Here is an 18,986-nt window from a genome sequence, read left to right on the forward strand (position 1 = left end):
GGTTTTGCGGTACTCTGCAAGACTCCATAGGTATTTGGAGCCTCGCACCACCGCAACCTGACCGGGAGGGCCGATGAAGCGCTGGACAGGGCCGATTCTGCGCACCGCGCTGACAGCCGGATGCATTTGGTATGTCGCCCGTGGGCTGGATGTTGTCGAACTTGGCCGCGCCATGCGGGATATGGCTCCCATGGCGGTGGTGGTGACGCTGCTTGCCGCGTGTGTGGACTATGTCGGCATGGGCCTGCGGCTTCGGGCCGTGAGCGGTTGGCGCGTGGGCTGGGTGGATGCCATCCACGCCTGTGTGCTGTGCAACGGGCTGAATGTTCTTTTACCAGCGCGCATGGGCGAGGCCGCCAAAATTCTCTACATGCGCCGTCAGAGCGATATCCCCGCCGGGAGCGGCATGGGTATGGTGTTTTGGGAGCGCTTTGCGGACCTGAACATGCTGGTGCTCTTTATCCTTGCCGCTGCGGCGGCAAGCGGCAGGGCGCTGGCCATAGCGCCGGTGGCTTTGGTGGCGGCGGGGCTGTGGGGCTGTTTGGTCCTGCTGCGGTTTTTCCCCGCGCTGCGCACGCTGCTCATACGCGTGGTGTATTTCCCGCGCCTGCGGGCCTTGGCCGAGGATGTGCTGGGCCAGCTCAACGGGCATATGCGCGTTGGCTTTTTGCTGCTTATCGGCGTGCTGTCCCTGTGGCCGTGGGTGATGCACTGGGTGCAGCACTGGCTTTTGCTGGTCTGGGGCGCGGGCCTTGCGCTGTCGCCGGGTGATGTGCTGGCGGTCTTTGTCATCAGTGCGGGCGGGCTGGCTATCCCCTCGTCCCCCGGCAACGTTGGGGTATATGAGGCCGTGATGGTGGCCGGGCTGGCGCTGTTTGGTGTGCCGCGTGAAAAGGCGCTGGCGCTGGCGCTTGTGTGCCACATGGCGTTTCACATCCCCCTTGCGCTCTACGCTTTTGGACTTATGACTGTTCATGGACTCGGGCCGAAGGCGCTTCGGACCGGGGCGAAAGCTGAATCGGAACCGGAATCTGAATTTTCTGAAATCGCATTGGAAAAGAGAAATAACGCATGACTGCACAACCTTGTATCCTGACCATAGCGGGGTCCGATTCCGGCGGTGGCGCCGGAATTCAGGCGGACCTCAAGACCATGGCGATGCTCGGCGGCTTTGGCATGTCCGTCATCACCGCGCTCACCGCGCAGAATTCCATGGGCGTGACGGGCATCCATGCGCCTGAGCCGGATTTTGTCGGCCAGCAGCTGGACGCCGTGCTCAGTGATTTTCCTGTGGCCGCCGCCAAGACAGGCATGTTGTTTTCCGGCCCTATCATTGCCGCCGTGTGCGACCGCCTTGCCACGCGCACGTTCCCCTTGGTTGTTGATCCGGTGTGCGTCAGTCAAAGCGGGCACCGCCTGTTGCAGGAGGAGGCCGTGGACGTCATCCGCCAGCGGCTTATCCCTCTTGCCGACGTTTTCACCCCCAACCGTCCGGAAGCCGAGCTTTTGGCCGGGATGACGATTGAGACGGAGCAGGACATCCACCGCGCCATAGAGCGCCTGCAGGAGATGGGCGCCAAGGCCGTGCTCCTCAAGGGCGGGCATTTTGAGGGCGAGCGTATGGTGGACTGGCTGGGCATCCCCGGCGAGGCTCCCGTCGCCTTGGAGCAGCCTAAAATTGAGACGAACCATACCCACGGGACGGGGTGTACGCTGTCGTCCGCCATTGCTACGGGCCTTGGGAAGGGTTTTGGCGTCCGGGACGCCGTGACCGCCGCGCAGCAGTACCTGAACAGCGCCCTTGCCGCCGGGTTTGGACCGGGCGAGGGCTATGGACCGCCCAACCACAGCATCCCGCTGTTGCGCTTGCAGGACCGGGAGCGGTGCCGTCAGGACATGCGCGCCGCGCTTGCCGCATTGAAGGGCGGCGCCGGCCTGCGCCATCTGTTGGGCGAGGGGTGTATGAATATTGCTTGTTCCACGGTCCACGCACGTTGTGTGGAAGACGTCTGCGCCGTGTCCGGCGGAGTTCTGGCGGATCCGGCCGGTCGTGCTTTGGTGGCTGGCGCTCCGGAATTTGGCGTGTCCCAGCGTATGACGGGCATTCTTGCCGCCGCGCAAGCGGTGCGGCCATCCATGCGCGCCTGTGTGTGCATGCCCCGGAGCGCGCCCCTTGCACAGGCCATTGCCGCCAGCGGCATACCCGCTTTTGAAGAGGTGCAGGACCCCGGTCAAAGTCCGGACGCCGCCCGCGCTGCCGCTCGCGCCCGCCTGCAGGAGCGCCTGAGCGCCTTGGAGGCCGCTCCCCCTGCGCTGGTGGTCGCCAGCCGCGAAGGGCAGGGCGAGGGCGGCACGGTCTGCATCCTTGCCACAACCCTTCACAATGCCATGAAGTGCCTTGACACCCTCGTCGCAACCGGCCAGAAGTCCTGAATATCCTGTGTGTGATTTTTGTAACATGCACGGCGTTTGAGGGATTGACAGTTACGGGCCGGAAGTTTAGTGTTTGCCACTTTGTAAGACAGCGCCCACTGTTGCCCCGGCCAATTTTTTGGCCGTGAGGTAATTTTTTGTCGTTTTATCGATAGACGCCGAGCGCCCGAAAGGGTACAGGGCGCGGTGTCCGGGGAGAAAACCCTCCCCGCGCGGCCTCTCATGAGCATATGCGGCGGTGGCGAAATTGGTATACGCGCTGGTCTTAGGAGCCAGTGCCTTCGGGCTTGCGGGTTCAAGTCCCGCCCGCCGCACCAACCGCGCCACGCGCGGCGAAGGCCGCACACCATCACGTGGAAAACGTCCACATCAGCCCGGGGCGAAGCCGCCGGGCAACGGATAACAGATATCATCTGGGCTTGCCCAAAAGGCTCAAGGAGGAGAGCATCCAATGGAATATACAGTCGAAGAAATTTCTCCGGTAGAGCGGAAGGTCAACGTTACCGTCCCCGCTGAAGAGGCGAACGCCGCCATCACGGCCACTGTCGCCATGTACAAGACTTCCGTGGACATCAAGGGCTTCCGCAAGGGCAAGGTCCCGTCCTCCCTCATCGAGTCCCGCTTTAAGGATCAGGTGTATCAGGAAGCCACCAACGACTTGGTGAACCTGCAGATCAACCAGATCCTCGGCGAGTCCAAGCTGCAGCCCCTGTCCCGCCTGGACGTGGACGCCAAGGAACTCGTCCGTGACGAAGATTTCACCTACTCCGTCGGTTTCGAAGTCGCTCCCGAGTTCGAGATGCCCGACTACTCCAACCTTTCCGTCGAGGAAGAGGCCGTTGAGGTCAAGCCCGAGGAAATCGAGGAAGTCATCGAGCGCATCCGGACCAACATGAGCGAGACCAAGGAGATCGAAGAAGATCGCACCGCTCAGGACGGCGACGTTGCCGTCATCAGCTTCAACGCGTGGAGCGAAGGCAAAGAGCTGGACGAGATCAAGGCCGACAACTTCGAGCTTCCCATCGGTGAAGGTCAGGCTCTGGAAGGCTTTGAGGACATCGTCAAGAAGCTGAAGAAGGGCGAAAAGGGCGAAGGCGACATTACCTTCCCCGAGGACTTCATCAACAAGGACTTCGCCGGTCAGACCGTGACCATGCGTGTAACCCTGTACTCCATCAAGGAGCGCGTGAAGCCCGAAGTGGACGACGAGTTCGCCATGAAGGCCGGCGGCTTTGATAGCGTAGCCAAGATGCGTGAAACCATCGAAAGCTCCTACATGACCAGCCGCAAGAACCTCGCCAAGGCCGACGCCCAGAAGAAACTGCTGGACGGCCTGATGGAAAAGACCGAGTTCATGCTGCCCCCGAGCCTGCTCGAAGAGAACATCGACCGCCTCGTGGCCGATGTGAAGGACCGCGTGGAGCGCGAAGGCCGCCGTCTGGAGAGCCTTGGCAAAACTCCCGAAGAGCTTCGCGAAGAGCAGCGCGAGAAGGCCGAAGAGCTCGTGCGCACCCAGCTGTTCCTGCTGGCCGTTGCCAAGAAGGAAGACCTTTCCGTCGATCCTCAGGAAGTGGAGACCTACATCTTCCAGGAAGCCATGCGCCAGCGCATGGACCCCGAGGCCCTCAAGCGCGCCTACGAGGAAAACAACCTCATGTTCGCCCTGCGTGACCGCCTCCTCGCCGACAAGGCCATGGAGCTTATCTACGCACAGGCTGATGTGAAGGAAGTTCCTGCCGCCGACAAGGCCGAAAAGGAAGAAAAATAGCACTCTATACACGGCGGGGAGTCCTGTACTCCCCGCCTGTTTTCTCCCCTTCCCCGCCAGGGCCGGGCAGCGCTGTCATCCACTGGCTGCAGGCTCGGCATATTCCTCCTCATGACGGATTCGGGTGCAACCTCCCGAGACAAAAAGCCTTCTGAGAATATCGTCGGGATTTGGCAGTGGACTTGCCAAGTCCTTTTGGCGTATTATTTTCCTTGAGACAATCTTTTCACCAGAGCTACACGAACTGCACACAAGGGAGAGCGATATCCATGGGCACGATACCCATCGTAGTTGAAACCACCGGACGCACCGAGCGCGCTTACGACATTTACTCGAGGCTTCTGAAGGACCGCATCATCGTCCTCGGCACCCCCGTTGACGACCATGTGGCCAGTCTCATTTGTGCGCAGCTGCTGTTCCTGGAGTCGGAAAATCCCGAGAAAGAAATCTTTTTGTACATCAATTCTCCCGGCGGTGTCGTGACGGCTGGCATGGCCATTTATGATACCATGCAGTATATCTCGGCTCCCGTGGCAACCCTGTGCATGGGGCAGGCCGCCAGCATGGCCGCCCTGTTGCTTACCGCCGGTGAGCCTGGTATGCGTTATGCATTGCCTAATTCACGGATTCTGATCCACCAGCCGCTCGGCGGCATGCAGGGTCAGGCGTCCGATATCGAGATTCACGCCGCTGAGATGATCCGCATGAAGGAACACCTCAACGGCATCATGGCCAAACACACCGGCCAGGACCTAGACACCATTGTCAAGGACACGGACCGCGATCACTTTATGGGCGCGGAAGAGGCCAAGGGTTACGGCCTGATTGACAAGATCCTGGTATCCCGAAAGGATATTACGGAAGATAGCAAGGAGTAAGAGGCCTATGTCTGATTCCAAGATGAGCCTGCCACCGGAATTGTGCTGCTCCTTCTGCGGCAAAAGCCAAGAAGAGGTGCAGCGGCTCATCGCCGGCCCCGACGTTTACATATGCGACGAGTGCGTTTCCCTGTGCAATGAAATTATTGCCCAGGAGAGTCTCACCGAGGATGTTGAGGACGGCAAGCTCCTCACCCCCGAAGAGATCCGCAACCTTCTCGACGACTATGTGATCGGTCAGCACCAGTCCAAGAAGACCTTGGCCGTGGCCGTTCACAACCACTACAAGCGTGTGTTCTTTGCTGGCAGCCAGGCTGGCGATGTGGAGCTGGACAAGAGCAACATTCTGCTTATCGGACCCACCGGTTCGGGCAAAACCCTGCTCGCCCAGACCCTCGCACGCGTGCTTAAGGTGCCGTTCGCCATTGCGGACGCCACCACGCTGACCGAGGCGGGCTACGTTGGTGAAGATGTGGAAAACATCCTCGTCCAGCTGTTGCAGAATGCCGACTACGACATCGAATCCGCCTCCAAGGGCATCATCTACGTGGACGAGATCGACAAGATCGCCCGCAAGGGCGACAGCCCGTCCATCACGCGTGATGTGTCCGGCGAGGGCGTGCAGCAAGCGCTTTTGAAGATCATTGAAGGCACCGAGGCGAACATCCCCCCCAAGGGTGGCAGAAAGCACCCGCAGCAGGAATTCATCCGTCTGAACACGGGCAATATCCTGTTCATTCTGGGTGGTGCGTTCATCGGGCTGGAGAAGATCATCCAGCAGCGCGAAGAGGGCGGTGGCCTTGGCTTTGGCGCCAAGGTTGCTTCCAAGAAGGAGAAGGACTTCTCCACCCTTATCAGGGACGTGCACCCCGTGGACCTTATCCGCTATGGTCTCATCCCCGAGTTTGTCGGCCGTATCCCCATCGTCACCTCCCTTGAGGAGCTGACGGAGGACGATCTGGTCCGCATCCTCACCGAACCAAAAAACGCGTTGGTGAAGCAGTACAAGAAGCTCTTCGAGCTGGACGATGTGCAGCTGCGCTTCACCCAGAACGCGCTCAAGTCCATCGCGCGGAAGTCGCTGGAGCGCAAAACCGGCGCCCGCGGCCTGCGAAACGTGCTTGAGAACATCATGCTCGACATCATGTACAAGCTCCCTTCACTGACAGGTGTGAAAGAGTGCGTTGTCAATTCCGCCGTTGTGGATAGCGGTCAGGAACCATTGCTGATCTTCCGGCAGGAAGTGAAATCAGCCTAGCCAATACCGATATTCGCTGCGCCCCGCTCGGTCCCGACCAGCGGGGCGCACATGAATCGGACATTGGCGATTGACAATCCACGATACGGAGTTAGGTTGAGAAGAGTCCCATCCGTCCCGGATGGAGCAAGACCCTGTTGCCGAAACGGAGGAGTGCATGTCCGATTTCCCGATGGTGGATAACGATCCCCATTCCGCTCATATACAACTGCCTCTCATGTCGCTGCGCGAGGTGGTCATGTTCCCCCGATCCATCGTACCGTTGTTCGTTGGACGGGAAGCCTCTGTCAAAGCCATCGAGACCGCGCTGTCCGATTTCAACAAAAAGATTTTTCTCGTCGCGCAGGAGTCGCCGGAAACGGAAAAGCCCGAACCGGCAGACCTGTACGAAGTTGGTACCGTCAGCAAGATTCTGCAACTGCTGCGCCTGCCCGACGGCACCATCAAGGTGCTGTTCGAGGGGCTGTACCGCGCCCGCTGGTCCCGCGAGAAGGGCTTTGAGCCGCTCCCCGAGGACTTTCTGGAAGACGACGATGACGTGACGTTCCCGCTGGTGTCCGTCTCCCGCGTGCAGGAGCAGGCGGAGAGCACCTCCGGCGGCGAGGCGCTGGTGCGCGCCATGCACGAGTCCCTTGACGAGTACGGCAAGGTCAATAAGAAGCTCGCTTCCGAGACCATTATGGCCATCTCGTCCCTGGCGGACCCGGGCCGGCTGGCCGACGCCGTTATGCCGCACCTCAAGGCGGACTACGTCAAAAAGCAGACCCTTTTGGAAGAGCTGGACCCGGTCAAGCGTCTGGAGGAGACCTATACGCTCCTGCAGGGCGAGATTGAGATCGCCTTCCTTGAAAAGAAGATCAAATCCCGCGTGAAGTCCCAGATGGAAGGGAACCAGCGCGAGTATTATCTGAACGAGCAACTCAAGGCCATCAACAAGGAAATGGGGCGCGAAGAAGACCCCATGGCCGAGGTGGACGAGATTGAGCGCAAGCTGGCCGAAAAGGAGATGGCGGAGGAAAACCGCGAAAAGGCTCTCCGCGAGGTCAAGAAGCTCCGCCAGATTCCCCCGTCCTCCGCGGAATACACCGTGGTGCGTAACTACGTGGACTGGATTTTGGACCTGCCGTGGAACGTCTACAAGAAGACGGACCTCGACATCGACAAGGCCCGCGGCATCCTTGAGGCCGAGCATTACGGCCTGAAGAAGCCCAAGGAGCGCATCCTTGAGTACCTTGCCGTGCAAAAGCTGGTGGATACCATCAAGGGCCCCATCCTGTGCCTTGTTGGACCTCCCGGCGTTGGCAAGACGTCGCTGTCCAAGTCCATCGCCCACGCCACGGGCCGCGAGTTTGTTCGCCTGTCCCTTGGTGGCGTGCGCGACGAGGCCGAAATTCGCGGCCATCGCCGGACCTACGTTGGCGCGCTGCCCGGCAAGATTATTCAGGCGCTCAAGCGGGTGAAGTACAACAACCCGGTGTTCTGCCTTGACGAAGTTGACAAGATGAGCACGGATTTCCGGGGCGACCCGTCCGCCGCGCTCCTTGAGGTGCTGGACCCCGAACAGAACGGCACCTTCAACGACCACTATCTGGACATGGACTACGACCTGTCCAAGGTCTTCTTCATCACCACGGCCAACAGCCTGCATTCCATCCCCCTGCCGCTGCAGGACCGTATGGAAATCATCCAGCTGCCCGGCTATCTGGAGACGGAGAAGAGCAAGATCGCCAAGCAGTTCCTTGTGCCCAAGCAGGTGAAGGAACATGGCCTCAAGGACGACAACGTGGTCTTTTCCGACAACGCCATCCTTGAGATCATCCGTCGCTACACCCGCGAGGCGGGTGTGCGTAATCTGGAGCGCGAAATCGCCGGCATCTGCCGCAAGACGGCCATGAAGCTGGTGGAAGAGAAGGACCTTGAAAAGTCCATGCGCGTGACCATGCAGACGGTGTCCAACTTCCTTGGCGTGGCGAAGTACCGCTACGGCGAAAAGGAAGAGAAGCCGCAGGTCGGCGTCAGTTCCGGCCTTGCGTATACCGAACTCGGCGGCGAGATGCTTATGGTGGAAACCGCGCTTATGCCCGGTTCCGGCAAGGTGTCCATCACCGGCAAGCTCGGCGATGTGATGCAGGAGTCGGCCAAGGCCGCCGTCTCCTACCTGCGCTCCCGCTCCGACCTGTTCGGGCTGAAGTCGGATTTCTACAAGTGCATCGACATCCACGTGCATGTGCCCGAAGGCGCCATCCCCAAGGACGGTCCCTCGGCAGGCATCACGCTGGCAACGTCCATCATCTCCGCTCTGTTGAACATCCCGGTCTCCAACGACCTCGCGATGACGGGCGAGATTACCCTGCGCGGACGCGTGCTGCCCATCGGCGGCCTGCGTGAAAAGCTCCTTGCGGCGCACCGCGGTCTTATCAAGACCGTCATTATCCCCAAGGACAACGCCAAGGACCTCAAGGACGTGCCCGGCAGCATCCTGCGCGACCTCAAGATCATTGAAGTCGAAAACATGGATGAGGTGCTTGAGCATGCGCTTATCTGCCCCGACCCGGAGCAGATATTCAGTGGCCGGGGCGACAACGTCGGCCCCATCTCCCAGACCCTCATGAAGGAAAACTGTGAGAACGGTCACGCCCACTAACCGCCGCGCGCGGTAAGCGTCTAGCCAAAGCAAAGGGCCGGAACGAGAATATCGTTCCGGCCCTTTTTCTATGCGCGATGCGTGCTGGGCTTCCTCCTGAGCCAAAGAGTCGGGCGGATCGATAAGGCGATACGCCCGACAAGGCGGTGGAGCCGAAATGCAAAGGAGCGTTGACCGGCTGGCTCTGTGTGTGTTGGCGGTGGACTGGCCCCGCGTCGGAGCGTGGAGGTCTTGGAGCGGTGTGGTTATTTGGGCTGTGCGTCGTCGCCGGAGTCCGCACGTCGGACGCGCGGCAGGTGCATATTGGTGCGCATGGCAAAGATGCGCAGCGCGGTGGCACTGACGATGGTGCCGGTCACCTGTATGGATTCGCCAAACCCGGCCGCGCCGAGGGACAGAAAGACAAGGCTGCCGAGGATGGCGGCCGTGGCGTAGAAGTCCGTGCGGATAATGGCCGGTACCTCGCCCGCCAAAATATCGCGGATGGCGCCGCCGCCGACGGCGGTCAGGGTGCCCATGAAGACGATGCCCATGGGCCCAAGGCCGTAGTTTGCCGCTTTGGCCGCGCCAATGGCGGCAAACACGCCAAGGCCGAGGGCGTCGGCGGTCATGACCATATTCCATCGCCGCGCAACATAAGGCGCAACAAGGATGACAATCAGCGCGCCGGCCAGACAGGTAAAGAGGTACACCTCGTCGTGGAATGCCGTCGGTGGTGTTGCGCCCAGCAGCACGTCGCGGATGATGCCGCCGCCCACGCCAGTTGCCACGGCAAGGACCATGGCCCCGAGAATGTCGAGGCTGTTGCGCGAGGCTTTGAATGCGCCGGAGATGGCAAAGACAAAGGTGCCGAATATGTCGAGAGCGTAAAGCATTGGCGTCTCGAAAAGGTTGGAGTTCATACAAAAAAGCCCTGCGCCGCTGGTGGAGCGGCACAGGGCTTGTACGTGAAATGCGTCTGGTGTGCAATAACGGTTAATACGTGGTCAGATCAATGGTGTCCGGTCCCTGCGCCATGGAGTCCGGCACGATGAGCGGGGTTGGGCGGCGCGTGGTCTGTACATCGCCGGAGCGCAGAATGTGGGTCTCCACAGACGGCCTGATGCGGCTCATTTCCTCGCGCGCGTCCATATTGAGCAGTTCCGCCACCTCGTGGGTGAGGGGAAGGGTGGCGCTGGACATGGCCAGCACTTCGTTGGACGGGGTGTGGATAAGGCGCACATTGAAGCGTACGTGCTTGCTGGTGCGGGAGTAGGTCCCCGTCAGCATCACGGCGCTGTGCACGTAGCGGTTGTCCGCCAGTTGCACGTCGCGCGTCAGCAGCATTTCGCCGCGTCCGGGCTTGAGCAGGATGTATTTGCCCTTGCGGATTTCCTGCACCTTGTAGCCGGAGCCGACAAACCATGTTGCCAATTCCTCGGCGAGCTGGCGGGCGAGGGGCGAGCTTTGCTCAAGGTCGTCAAGGTTGGCGGGAGTGGTGACGATGAGCGCCGTGCCGCGCGCGGGGCCGTGTTCCAGACCAAGGCGTTCGGCCAGCTGGGCGTCCAGCGTGGTGGCGAGCGTGTCGGCGGTCTGCGGGATGCTTCCGGCCAGCGCCGGAGTGGCAAATATGCAGAGCGCGGCAAGTATCAGAAAGATGTGTCGCATGATGGTGCCGTCCTATCGTCTGGTTCTAATGAGCCTGTCGGTTGTTTCAATTTCTTCCGTCAGGGCGGCGCGCATGTCCTCGCGCTGCGCTGCGGCAAGCCCCTGCAGAAAAGTTTCGCGCGCCAGTTCAAAGCGCCCCTGTCCCTGATAGTCCCGGCCAAGGGCAAGGTTGCGCAGGGCCAGTTCATTATAGGGCAGGGCGTCGGCGCGGGTGGTGTCGATGAGCGGCGAAACCCCGCCCAGCGAACACCCGCCAAGCAGGACCCCGGCGGTCAGTAGTATGGGAAGCAGTCGTTTCATCTCATTCCTCCAGGGCTAGTGCAGGTCGTCCTGCTCCAGCATGAAGCCGAGGCTGGTCTTGTCCTTCATCTCGTCATAGGAGCGCATCTCCGTCTCCGCCGTGCGCAGTTGGCGCGCCGCGCTTTTGGCGAGCATCGCCTTGGTCAGCGGCGTCTGCTGGATAAGCGAAGATGCCGTGCGCGCCACCACGCCGTCCGTCGGGCGGAACAGGCGGGCGTTCACAAACAGCGAATTTTCGTCAAAGTAGTAGGTTCCGGCAAGGACAAGGCCCGGCTGAACCTGCGGGGCGGCGCGTTCCATGTCGCGGGTAAGCACAAACTCGCCGTTGGCGGGATAGGTCGCCACCGTGGGCATGGTGCGGTATTCGCGTACGGGGATGCCGCGCCGGGACAGCTCGTGGAACATCTGCTCCGCCACAAAACGCCCAAAGGACGAGGTGCGCATAAAGTTGTCCTGATTGACGAAGGAGACGGGAATGGTCACCGCTCCGCCAAGGTCAGGGCCATCGGCCAGCAACTGCGCCGCCAGCTCGCGGATTTTCAGCCGCAGTTCCTGCGCGGCGGCCACGTGCTCCGGCGGGGCGGACATGGGGTCGTTTGAGTGCAGCCAAATATAGCCGTCTTTGCCGTCGGAGACGAGCACGCCGGGATGGATGGTGCCTTGGTTGCGCAGGCCGTGGGTTTCCCCATCCTTATGGATGACGCCACCGAATTTGGAGGTGACGCCACTGCCCGGACCAAGCGTATGCTGGCCCGATGACGCGAGCATCTGCTCGCCCGGTGTCGGCGTCTTGTCTTCCGCATGAACTGGAGGTGTGGCCACGAGTAAGCTCAGCGCGGCCGCGAGTATCACATGTCTTTTCATCAGGTCCTCTCCTGGTGACGCCTGTTGGAAAAAGTGCATCGTAGTATCTAGATGCCCTATCGGACCCGTGCTGGATTTCTTTAGGATAGTTGAGGATTTTGGTGCCGGACGCGGCGGCAAAAGGTGAATGGTCGGGGGCGGATGCGCGCATGGGGAGAAAGTGAGCGTCAATGCGGCGCGGCGGCGCGCAAGTGCGGCTGGAGGAGGGCGCATGCCACTCGTGGGGGCAGGGGCCGCCCGGTGAGCAGGACAGGGGCGCAGGGCGCGGGCTGGGCGTGCAGGCGTGATTTTTTGCCGCGCGGCGTGGAACAACGAAGGGCGGCAGAGGGGCGAAGATGCTGGAGAGTGTGTGTCGGCTGACGGACAGGGCGCGCCAAAGGCGCAAGAAATCGTCGGGGCAGGCCCCTACGGGAGGAATTGTCGTGTATGCTGGCGGGTGACGAGCGTGGGCGACGTCAGATGCGATCGAAGGGCACGTTGGCCATGAATTCTTCGATTTGATCAAAGAATTCCATGTATTCTCCGAGGGCGAAGCGTCCGCCGCAGGTGTCGCAGAACATGTAGACTTCCTTGCAGGCGCGGATGACGCGGAGCGTGCCATTGCACGATTTGCACGTCATTTGGGTATTGGCTTCACGCGGGGCGTTGGTGAACACCGGCTGGTCGTGCATCAGGAGCTATCCTCCGTTTCGGTTCGAGAACGTGGCGCGGGCCGTTTGGCCGACGCAACAGGGTGAACCACCTTGTGCACCATTCTCGCGCCGAGGGCAACCCCGCTTTTGTCCGAGCGCCGCCCGCACAGGGCGCAAACCCGCGCCGGTACAGCTTTGCTTGCGATAATCGCAATCATGTGTATCCTTTGAAGAGTCGCCCATTTGGGCGAGAGCGCCGCCCGGCGCTTCTTTTGCGAAAACGAGCGGGGCACGCACCCCGCGGCATGGTCCCAATAGGAGGAAACCACATGCTGAGTGAAAAAATGGAAAAGGCGCTGAATGCGCAAATTAAGTGGGAGTTCTACTCCAGCTATCTCTACCTCTCCATGTCCAGCTACTTTGCGGACAAGGGCCTGCCCGGCTTCAGCCACTGGATGCGTACGCAGGCGCAGGAGGAGCTCTTCCACGCCACCAAGTTTTACGACTACGTGCTGGAGCGCGGCGGCAAGGTTGAGCTGCAGAGCATCGACCAGCCCCCGTCCAAGTGGGACGACACCCTTGATGTGTTCAAGGAAACCCTCAAGCACGAACAGCATGTCACCAAGCTCATTAACGAGCTGGTGGACACCGCCATCAGCGAAAAGGACCACGCCTGCAACATTTTCTTGCAGTGGTTCGTTGAGGAGCAGGTGGAGGAAGAGGACAGCGTGAACAACGTGCTGGACCGCCTGAAACTGATGGGCAAGGAAGGCAGCGGCCTGTTCATGCTTGATCAGGAACTCGGCAAGCGTGTGTTCACGCCGCCGACGACGGCGCAGTAGCGCGTCGTACAGGAAGGAACCGCCCGCAGCATGGGAGGAAAACGCCATGCATGACCGGACCACAATGCTCGACACCATCATCGAGATGAACAGGAAAAGCGCCGTGCTCTACGACAGAGCCAGCGCCGCCTGTAGTGACCCGCTCGGCAGTATGATGTTTGCCTTTCTCCACCGCGAGAAGGAAACATCCGTCTGGCGCGCTCATGTTGCCAAGCTGTCCCTGCGGGGAGAGCTGTGGACGGCGGCTCCTGATCCTGTGGGGGGCGGTGTGCCCCCGCGCGTTCTTTTTCGGCGGTTGGCGGCGCGGACTGAGCCCGCGCCGCCCCCGCTTGAGCGCGAGCAGGAGAGTGTGGAGCTTGCCCTTGATATGGAAAAGGCCGTCGTCGGCTATTATAGCGGACAGTTCGAGGCTGCCGCGCAGGATGAGGAGCGCCGGTTTATTGAAACAATGATCGCCTCCGGACAGGAAGTCATCCTGCTGCTTACGGATTTGCAATACTATTTTAGCGACCCGCACGGGTGGGTCAAAGCCGCCGAGACCGAAGGAATGGACACCGCCTGAGCAAAGCCCACCGCTTTGCCAACAAGGAGGCACTATGTCTGAACGGTTCGTAAATGTCGTAATTGGCGGAGCCGCCGGGCAGGGGCTTGTCACCATGGGCCAGCTCCTGGCCAAGAGTGTGGCCCGCGCCGGGTATCAGGTCGCCGTCACGCAAGTGTACATGTCCCGCGTGCGTGGCGGGCACAATACCTTTGCACTGCGCATGGGCACCTCTCCGGTTCCGGGACCGGATGAGGATATTGACCTGCTGGTGGCAATGAATCAGGAAACCGTCGATCTGCATGCTGCGCGCGTGCGGGCCGGCGGTTTTGTGATTTTGGGCGAGGGACTCTCCTCGGACGAGGCCGCCACCCTGTCCATGCCCCTTAAGGAGCTTGCGCCCAAGCCCATTTACTACAATGTGGTGGGCCTTGGCGTGCTTGGGGCGGTGCTGGGCATTGGGCGGCAGGTGATTGCCGACCTGCTGGAGCAGACCTTTGGCAAAAAGGGCGAAAAGATTGTGGCCCAAAACCACGAGGTGCTGGATGCCGCCTACGCCTGGGCCACAGAGCACAAACCGGAATTTGCCCCCCTTGGCGACGTGGGCGGCGGCAAGGACCAGCTACTGATGAACGGCAACGAGGCCATCGCCCTTGGGGCTATGGCCGCCGGAGCCAATTTCTGCTCCTTCTATCCCATGACGCCGGGGACCTCCATTGCGCAGAACCTCATCACCAAGGGCAAAAGCCTTGGCGTCGTGGTGGAGCAGGTGGAGGACGAGATTGCGGCCATCAATATGGCCCTCGGGGCGTCCTACGCCGGTGGCCGGGCCATTGTACCCACATCGGGCGGCGGATTCGCCCTGATGACCGAGGGGGTCAGCATGGCCGGAGTGGGCGAGTTGCCCGTGGTCTGCGCCATTGCCCAGCGTCCGGGACCAGCTACAGGCCTGCCCACCCACACCGAGCAGGCGGACCTGAACCTCGCCCTGTACGCCGGGCATGGTGAATTCCCCCGCGCCATCATGACGCCCGGAACCGTGGAAGAGTGCTTCCACCTTGCCTACCGGGCTATGGATCAGGCCGAACGCTATCAGACGCCTATCATTATCTTGACAGATCAATACCTTGCGGACTCCCTGCGCACCATCGCGCCCTTTGACCTTGAGGCGCTGCCCGAGGTGGCGCGCCCCGCGCGCCATGACGAGGTGCCGGAGAAGTACCAGCGCTATGCGGAAACGCAGACTGGCGTCTCTCCGCGCCTGTTGCCGGGATTCGGCGAGCATGTCGTTGTGGCGGATTCTCATGAGCATTTGCCGGATGGGCATATTACGGAGCGCCCGGACGTGCGCAACGCCCAGAATGAAAAGCGCCTGCGTAAGGAAGTGGGCCTTCGGGAAGACGCCGTGGCCCCCAGCTTCTACGGCGACGACGCGCCGGATTGCCTGCTGGTGTGCTGGGGCTCGTCCGTGGACGCCACGCGCGAGGCGGCGGAGGTCTTCCGCGCCCGTGGCGGCAAGGTTGGCGTGCTGCACTTTTCGCAGGTGTGGCCCCTGCGCCCCGGCGATTTCAAAAAGCGGATGCAGGATGCCAAGATGGTCGTCTGCATAGAGGCCAATGCCACCGGCCAGTTTGCCGCGCTGCTGCGCAAGGAAACTGGCCTTGTGTGCGACGCGCTGGTCCTGCGTTACGACGGTCTGCCGTTCACGGCGGAATTCATCGTGGGGCAATTGGAAGAGCAGGGGTGCACAGGCGAGAAGAAGGAGGGCTCCCATGGTTAGCGTTCAGGACTTTGGCGACGTTGAAACGGCGTGGTGCCCGGGGTGCGGCAACTTCGGCATCATCAAGTCCGTAAAGCAGGCCTTGGCGGAGGAAGGGTATGGCCCGCATCAGGCCATTATCGTCTCCGGCATTGGACAGGCGGCAAAGCTGCCGCACTATATGCGGGTGAATTTCTATAACGGTCTGCATGGGCGCTCACTGGCTTCGGCGCAGGGCGTGCGGCTGGCCAATCCGGAGATTCCCATTCTGGTCACCAGCGGCGACGGATGCAGTTACGGCGAGGGCGGCAACCACTTTTTGAATGCCCTGCGCCGGAATATGAATCTGACCCTCATCGCGCATGACAACCAAATCTATGGCCTGACCAAGGGCCAAGCCAGCCCCACCACCATGCTGGAGCATGTGACCAAGGCCCAGCCGTGGGGCGTGGCGGCCGAGCCGTTCAACCCCGTGGCCGTGGCCATTGCCATGAACGCCAGCTTTGTGGCGCGTGGTTTTTCCGGAAACGGCGAACACCTGACCAAGCTTATCCGGCAGGGTATGAACCACAAGGGCTTTGCCCTTATTGATGTGCTCCAGCCCTGTGTGTCGTTTAACAAAATCAATACCCATGCGTGGTACAAGGAGCGGTGCTACGAGTTGCCGGAGGACTATGACCCAACGGACCGCGCTGCGGCTATGGACAAGGCCTTGGAATTCGGCGACCGCATCCCCCTCGGGGTGCTGTACATGGTGGAGAAGCCCAGCTTTGACGAACGCTTGCCGCACTTGCACGGCGCGCCCCTTGGTGAGCAGACCGTGGACCGCGAGGCCCTGCGCGAGGTCATGATGTCCTACGCGTAGAATGGATACCGCGTGTAAAACAGGAGCCGGACCATTGGTTCGGCTCTTTTTTTGTGCGCTGTCTGTGGTAGAATAGCCCGATGAGAACAGGCTATTCCCCGGATTGCATAAAGAGCCGCCAGCGGCTTGTACGGTACGGTATATCCGTGCTGTGCGTTGCGGTGTGCCTTTGCGCCGCGCTGTGGATGAGCGCGCCGGCTTGTGCTGGGACGGGCGCCCTTGCGGCACCGGCGGGGCATGTGCTGGAGGGGAACCAGCCTACGCAAGCGGCCCTTGATATGGCTCGCATTTGGGAGACCTTTGCTCTGTTTGGCGAGCCGGACGCCCTGCACGGGACGGCGTCGCACCGTGTACCACAGACGCGGCTGCGGCATCTGGCGGTTGTTTTCTTTGGCATATTTGTGGTGCTTGGTTTCTTTCTCTTTACCCATTACCGCGCCGCACGCATCCGGCGCGAGGTGGAGGACCGTTTGCGGCGGCGGGAGCGTGAATATCGGGTGCTGGTGGAGAATATCCCCAGCGTTGTCTACCGCTGTGTGAATGACGAGGACTGGACCATGCGCTACCTGAGTGACCGCGCGGAGGCACTCACCGGGTACGCGGTTGCGGATTTGCTGGGCAACGTGCGGCGGAGCTTTGGCTCCATCATCCACCCGGACGACAGGCAAGCTGTGGCGGATGGCGTCGCCGCTGGCTTGGAGTATGACGGACGCTTTACGCTGGAGTACCGCATAATTACGGCCTCTGGCGGTGAAAAGTGGATATATGAGATTGGGCAGGGTGTTCGCGGAGATGACGGCGAGTACAGTGTGCTGGTGGGCACGCTTACCGACGTGACGGACCGCAAGCTGGCGACAGCGGCCCTGCAACGCAAGGCGCAGGAGTATGCCCGTGTTGTGGAGGAGCGTGAATTGCTCCTCAGCTCCATGCGCGATTTTGTCTATCGGCATAACCGCGATGGGGTGTTTGAGTATGTGTCCCCAAGCGTTGAGGCTGTGCTGGGGTACAAGCCTGAGGAATTTCGGGTGCATTACAGGCAAACGCTGACGGACAGCCCGCTGAACGCCAAGGTGGAAGAGCAGACAAGGCAGGCGCTGACCACAGGCATTGCGCAGCCGCCGTATTTGGCGGAAATGGAGCACAGGGATGGCTCCCGGCGCGTGATGGAGGTGAGTGAGCGGCCCATTATGCGTGATGGGGTGGCCATTGGAATGGTTGGTGTTGCGCGCGACGCAACGGAGCGCGTTCACGCGGCCAACGAGATTGAACGTCTGCGCAAGTTGCTGGCGAACATTGTCAATTCCATGCCTTCGGTGCTTGTTGGAGTGGATGGTGACGGCGTGGTCACGCAGTGGAACCGCCAAGCGGAGCGCGAAACCGGCACCAGTGCGGAAGAGGCCATTGGGCAGTCCATTGAGGCGGTGTTCCCGCGTATTCAGCGGCAGATGGACCGGGTGCGCAAGGCCCTGCGCGAGCGCGAGGTGCAGGCGTCCACCAAGACGGCCAGCATCTTCAACGGGCGTACCGTGTACGAGGATGTGACGGTGTATCCGTTGGTGACCAATGGCGTACAAGGGGCGGTTATTCGTATAGATGACGTGACCGAACGTGTGCGCATAGAAGAAATGATGATTCAGACGGAGAAGATGCTGTCCGTTGGCGGGCTGGCGGCGGGCATGGCGCATGAAATAAACAACCCGCTGGGCATCATCCTTCAGTCCGCACAGAATTTGGAGCGGCGGATGAGTCCGGACCTGGCGAAGAATATGGAGGTGGCGCTGGAATGCGGCGTGGATCTAGCCGCCGTGGAGCGCTATATGATGGAGCGCCGCGTGGATACGTACATTGCGGCAATCAAGGAGGCGGGGCAACGCGCCGCGCGCATTGTCCACAATATGCTGGACTTTAGCCGCAAGAGCGAGTCCGCCCTCGCGCCCTGCGATATCAACGCCCTGCTCGACCGGGTGGTGGAACTGGCTTCCAGTGATTACGACCTCAAGAAGCGCTATGACTTTAAGCTCATCGAGATTGTGCGCGAGTATCAGGAGGGTCTGCCGGACATCGTCTGCACGCAGACCGAGATTGAGCAGGTTATTTTGAACCTTTTGAAGAATGCGGCGCAGGCCATGGCGGAGACAACGGACGGACGCCAACCCCGCATCACCCTGCGGACGCGGCTGGAGGACGATACCGTCCGTATTGAAGTGGCGGACAACGGACCTGGGCTCAAGAAGGAGCACCGCAAGCGCGTGTTCGAGCCGTTTTTTACCACCAAGGCGCCGGGAGTTGGGACGGGACTGGGGCTGTCCGTGTCGTATTTTATCATCAGCCAGAACCATTATGGGACCTTTCATGTAGAGTCCACGGAGGGCGGGGGCGCGACCTTTGTCATCTGCCTGCCACGGGATAGGGAGGCCATGGCCCGGCGCATGAAGGACGCGAGGCCGCCGCAGAATATGTTTGGCGAGGGAGATGACGACTCGGCATAAAAAAAGCCCCGGCGAACCGGGGCTTTTGTGTATTTGTCATCAGCGCCGCATGGGCTGGTGGGGACG

The 18,986-nt window shown here is 61.0% G+C and carries 16 protein-coding genes and 1 tRNA gene; 12 read left to right on the plus strand and 5 right to left on the minus strand.

From position 1 onward, the window contains the following. The first annotated feature begins 73 nt into the window (after window positions 1-73). The 7 genes from ACI3L3_RS08675 (at window position 74) to lon (ending at window position 8,981) form a co-directional block, all read left to right on the plus strand. On the plus strand, window positions 74-1,075 hold the full coding sequence (locus ACI3L3_RS08675; RefSeq protein WP_404844717.1) for a lysylphosphatidylglycerol synthase transmembrane domain-containing protein: 1,002 nt from the start codon (window positions 74-76) through the stop codon (window positions 1,073-1,075). Further along, window positions 1,072-2,433: a bifunctional hydroxymethylpyrimidine kinase/phosphomethylpyrimidine kinase gene (gene thiD, locus ACI3L3_RS08680; RefSeq protein ID WP_404844718.1), complete on the plus strand. Its 1,362-nt coding sequence runs from the start codon at window positions 1,072-1,074 to the stop codon at window positions 2,431-2,433. The genes ACI3L3_RS08675 and thiD overlap by 4 nt, the downstream gene beginning before the upstream one ends. A gap of 232 nt (window positions 2,434-2,665) precedes the next feature. Then, a tRNA-Leu gene (locus ACI3L3_RS08685) sits at window positions 2,666-2,750 on the plus strand. 134 nt (window positions 2,751-2,884) lie between these two features. Further along, the gene (tig, locus tag ACI3L3_RS08690) at window positions 2,885-4,201 is read left to right on the plus strand and encodes a trigger factor (protein ID WP_404844719.1); all 1,317 of its coding nucleotides are present in this window, start codon (window positions 2,885-2,887) and stop codon (window positions 4,199-4,201) included. Between the two features lie 269 nt (window positions 4,202-4,470). Next, window positions 4,471-5,079 carry an ATP-dependent Clp endopeptidase proteolytic subunit ClpP gene (gene clpP / locus ACI3L3_RS08695; RefSeq protein WP_404844720.1) on the plus strand — a complete coding sequence of 203 codons (609 nt, stop codon included), beginning with the start codon at window positions 4,471-4,473 and terminating at the stop codon, window positions 5,077-5,079. Between the two features lie 7 nt (window positions 5,080-5,086). Continuing rightward, window positions 5,087-6,337, plus strand: coding sequence for an ATP-dependent Clp protease ATP-binding subunit ClpX (clpX, locus tag ACI3L3_RS08700; RefSeq protein ID WP_404844721.1), 1,251 nt, complete (start codon window positions 5,087-5,089; stop codon window positions 6,335-6,337). 157 nt (window positions 6,338-6,494) lie between these two features. Further along, the gene (gene lon / locus ACI3L3_RS08705; RefSeq protein ID WP_404844722.1) at window positions 6,495-8,981 is read left to right on the plus strand and encodes an endopeptidase La; all 2,487 of its coding nucleotides are present in this window, start codon (window positions 6,495-6,497) and stop codon (window positions 8,979-8,981) included. Between the two features lie 245 nt (window positions 8,982-9,226). On the opposite strand, the gene ACI3L3_RS08710 is transcribed toward lon, so the two are convergent. The 5 genes from ACI3L3_RS08710 to ACI3L3_RS08730 all read right to left on the minus strand — a co-directional run bounded on the left by ACI3L3_RS08710 (window position 9,227) and on the right by ACI3L3_RS08730 (window position 12,463). Beyond that, a complete protein-coding gene (locus ACI3L3_RS08710) occupies window positions 9,227-9,856 on the minus strand; it encodes a trimeric intracellular cation channel family protein (RefSeq protein WP_404844723.1) in 630 nt (209 codons plus the stop codon). A 100-nt stretch (window positions 9,857-9,956) separates the two neighbouring features. After that, window positions 9,957-10,628, minus strand: a complete 672-nt coding sequence (locus ACI3L3_RS08715; protein ID WP_404844724.1) for a FlgO family outer membrane protein — start codon at window positions 10,626-10,628, stop codon at window positions 9,957-9,959. A 12-nt stretch (window positions 10,629-10,640) separates the two neighbouring features. Further along, window positions 10,641-10,928, minus strand: coding sequence for a hypothetical protein (locus tag ACI3L3_RS08720; protein ID WP_404844725.1), 288 nt, complete (start codon window positions 10,926-10,928; stop codon window positions 10,641-10,643). A 15-nt stretch (window positions 10,929-10,943) separates the two neighbouring features. Beyond that, window positions 10,944-11,792 (minus strand): FlgO family outer membrane protein, encoded by an 849-nt coding sequence (locus ACI3L3_RS08725; protein WP_404844726.1) that lies wholly within the window; start codon window positions 11,790-11,792, stop codon window positions 10,944-10,946. 455 nt (window positions 11,793-12,247) lie between these two features. Then, window positions 12,248-12,463 carry a dual CXXC motif small (seleno)protein gene (locus ACI3L3_RS08730; RefSeq protein WP_404844727.1) on the minus strand — a complete coding sequence of 72 codons (216 nt, stop codon included), beginning with the start codon at window positions 12,461-12,463 and terminating at the stop codon, window positions 12,248-12,250. 290 nt (window positions 12,464-12,753) lie between these two features. Between ACI3L3_RS08730 and ACI3L3_RS08735 the strand changes: the two genes are divergently transcribed. From ACI3L3_RS08735 to ACI3L3_RS08755, 5 genes are all read left to right on the plus strand, one after another. Continuing rightward, window positions 12,754-13,266 carry a ferritin gene (locus ACI3L3_RS08735; protein ID WP_404844728.1) on the plus strand — a complete coding sequence of 171 codons (513 nt, stop codon included), beginning with the start codon at window positions 12,754-12,756 and terminating at the stop codon, window positions 13,264-13,266. A 46-nt stretch (window positions 13,267-13,312) separates the two neighbouring features. After that, window positions 13,313-13,828 (plus strand): hypothetical protein, encoded by a 516-nt coding sequence (locus tag ACI3L3_RS08740; RefSeq protein WP_404844729.1) that lies wholly within the window; start codon window positions 13,313-13,315, stop codon window positions 13,826-13,828. Between the two features lie 34 nt (window positions 13,829-13,862). Beyond that, window positions 13,863-15,587, plus strand: a complete 1,725-nt coding sequence (locus ACI3L3_RS08745; RefSeq protein WP_404844730.1) for a 2-oxoacid:acceptor oxidoreductase subunit alpha — start codon at window positions 13,863-13,865, stop codon at window positions 15,585-15,587. Continuing rightward, window positions 15,580-16,431, plus strand: a complete 852-nt coding sequence (locus tag ACI3L3_RS08750) for a thiamine pyrophosphate-dependent enzyme (protein WP_404844731.1) — start codon at window positions 15,580-15,582, stop codon at window positions 16,429-16,431. Before ACI3L3_RS08745 ends, ACI3L3_RS08750 begins: the two co-directional genes overlap by 8 nt. A 278-nt stretch (window positions 16,432-16,709) precedes the next feature. Continuing rightward, a complete protein-coding gene (locus ACI3L3_RS08755) occupies window positions 16,710-18,920 on the plus strand; it encodes a PAS domain S-box protein (RefSeq protein ID WP_404844732.1) in 2,211 nt (736 codons plus the stop codon). Window positions 18,921-18,986: the final 66 nt, after the last annotated feature.

Origin of the sequence: Desulfobaculum sp. SPO524 (assembly GCF_044987625.1) — a bacterium.
Taxonomy (GTDB): Bacteria; Desulfobacterota; Desulfovibrionia; order Desulfovibrionales; family Desulfovibrionaceae; genus Desulfobaculum.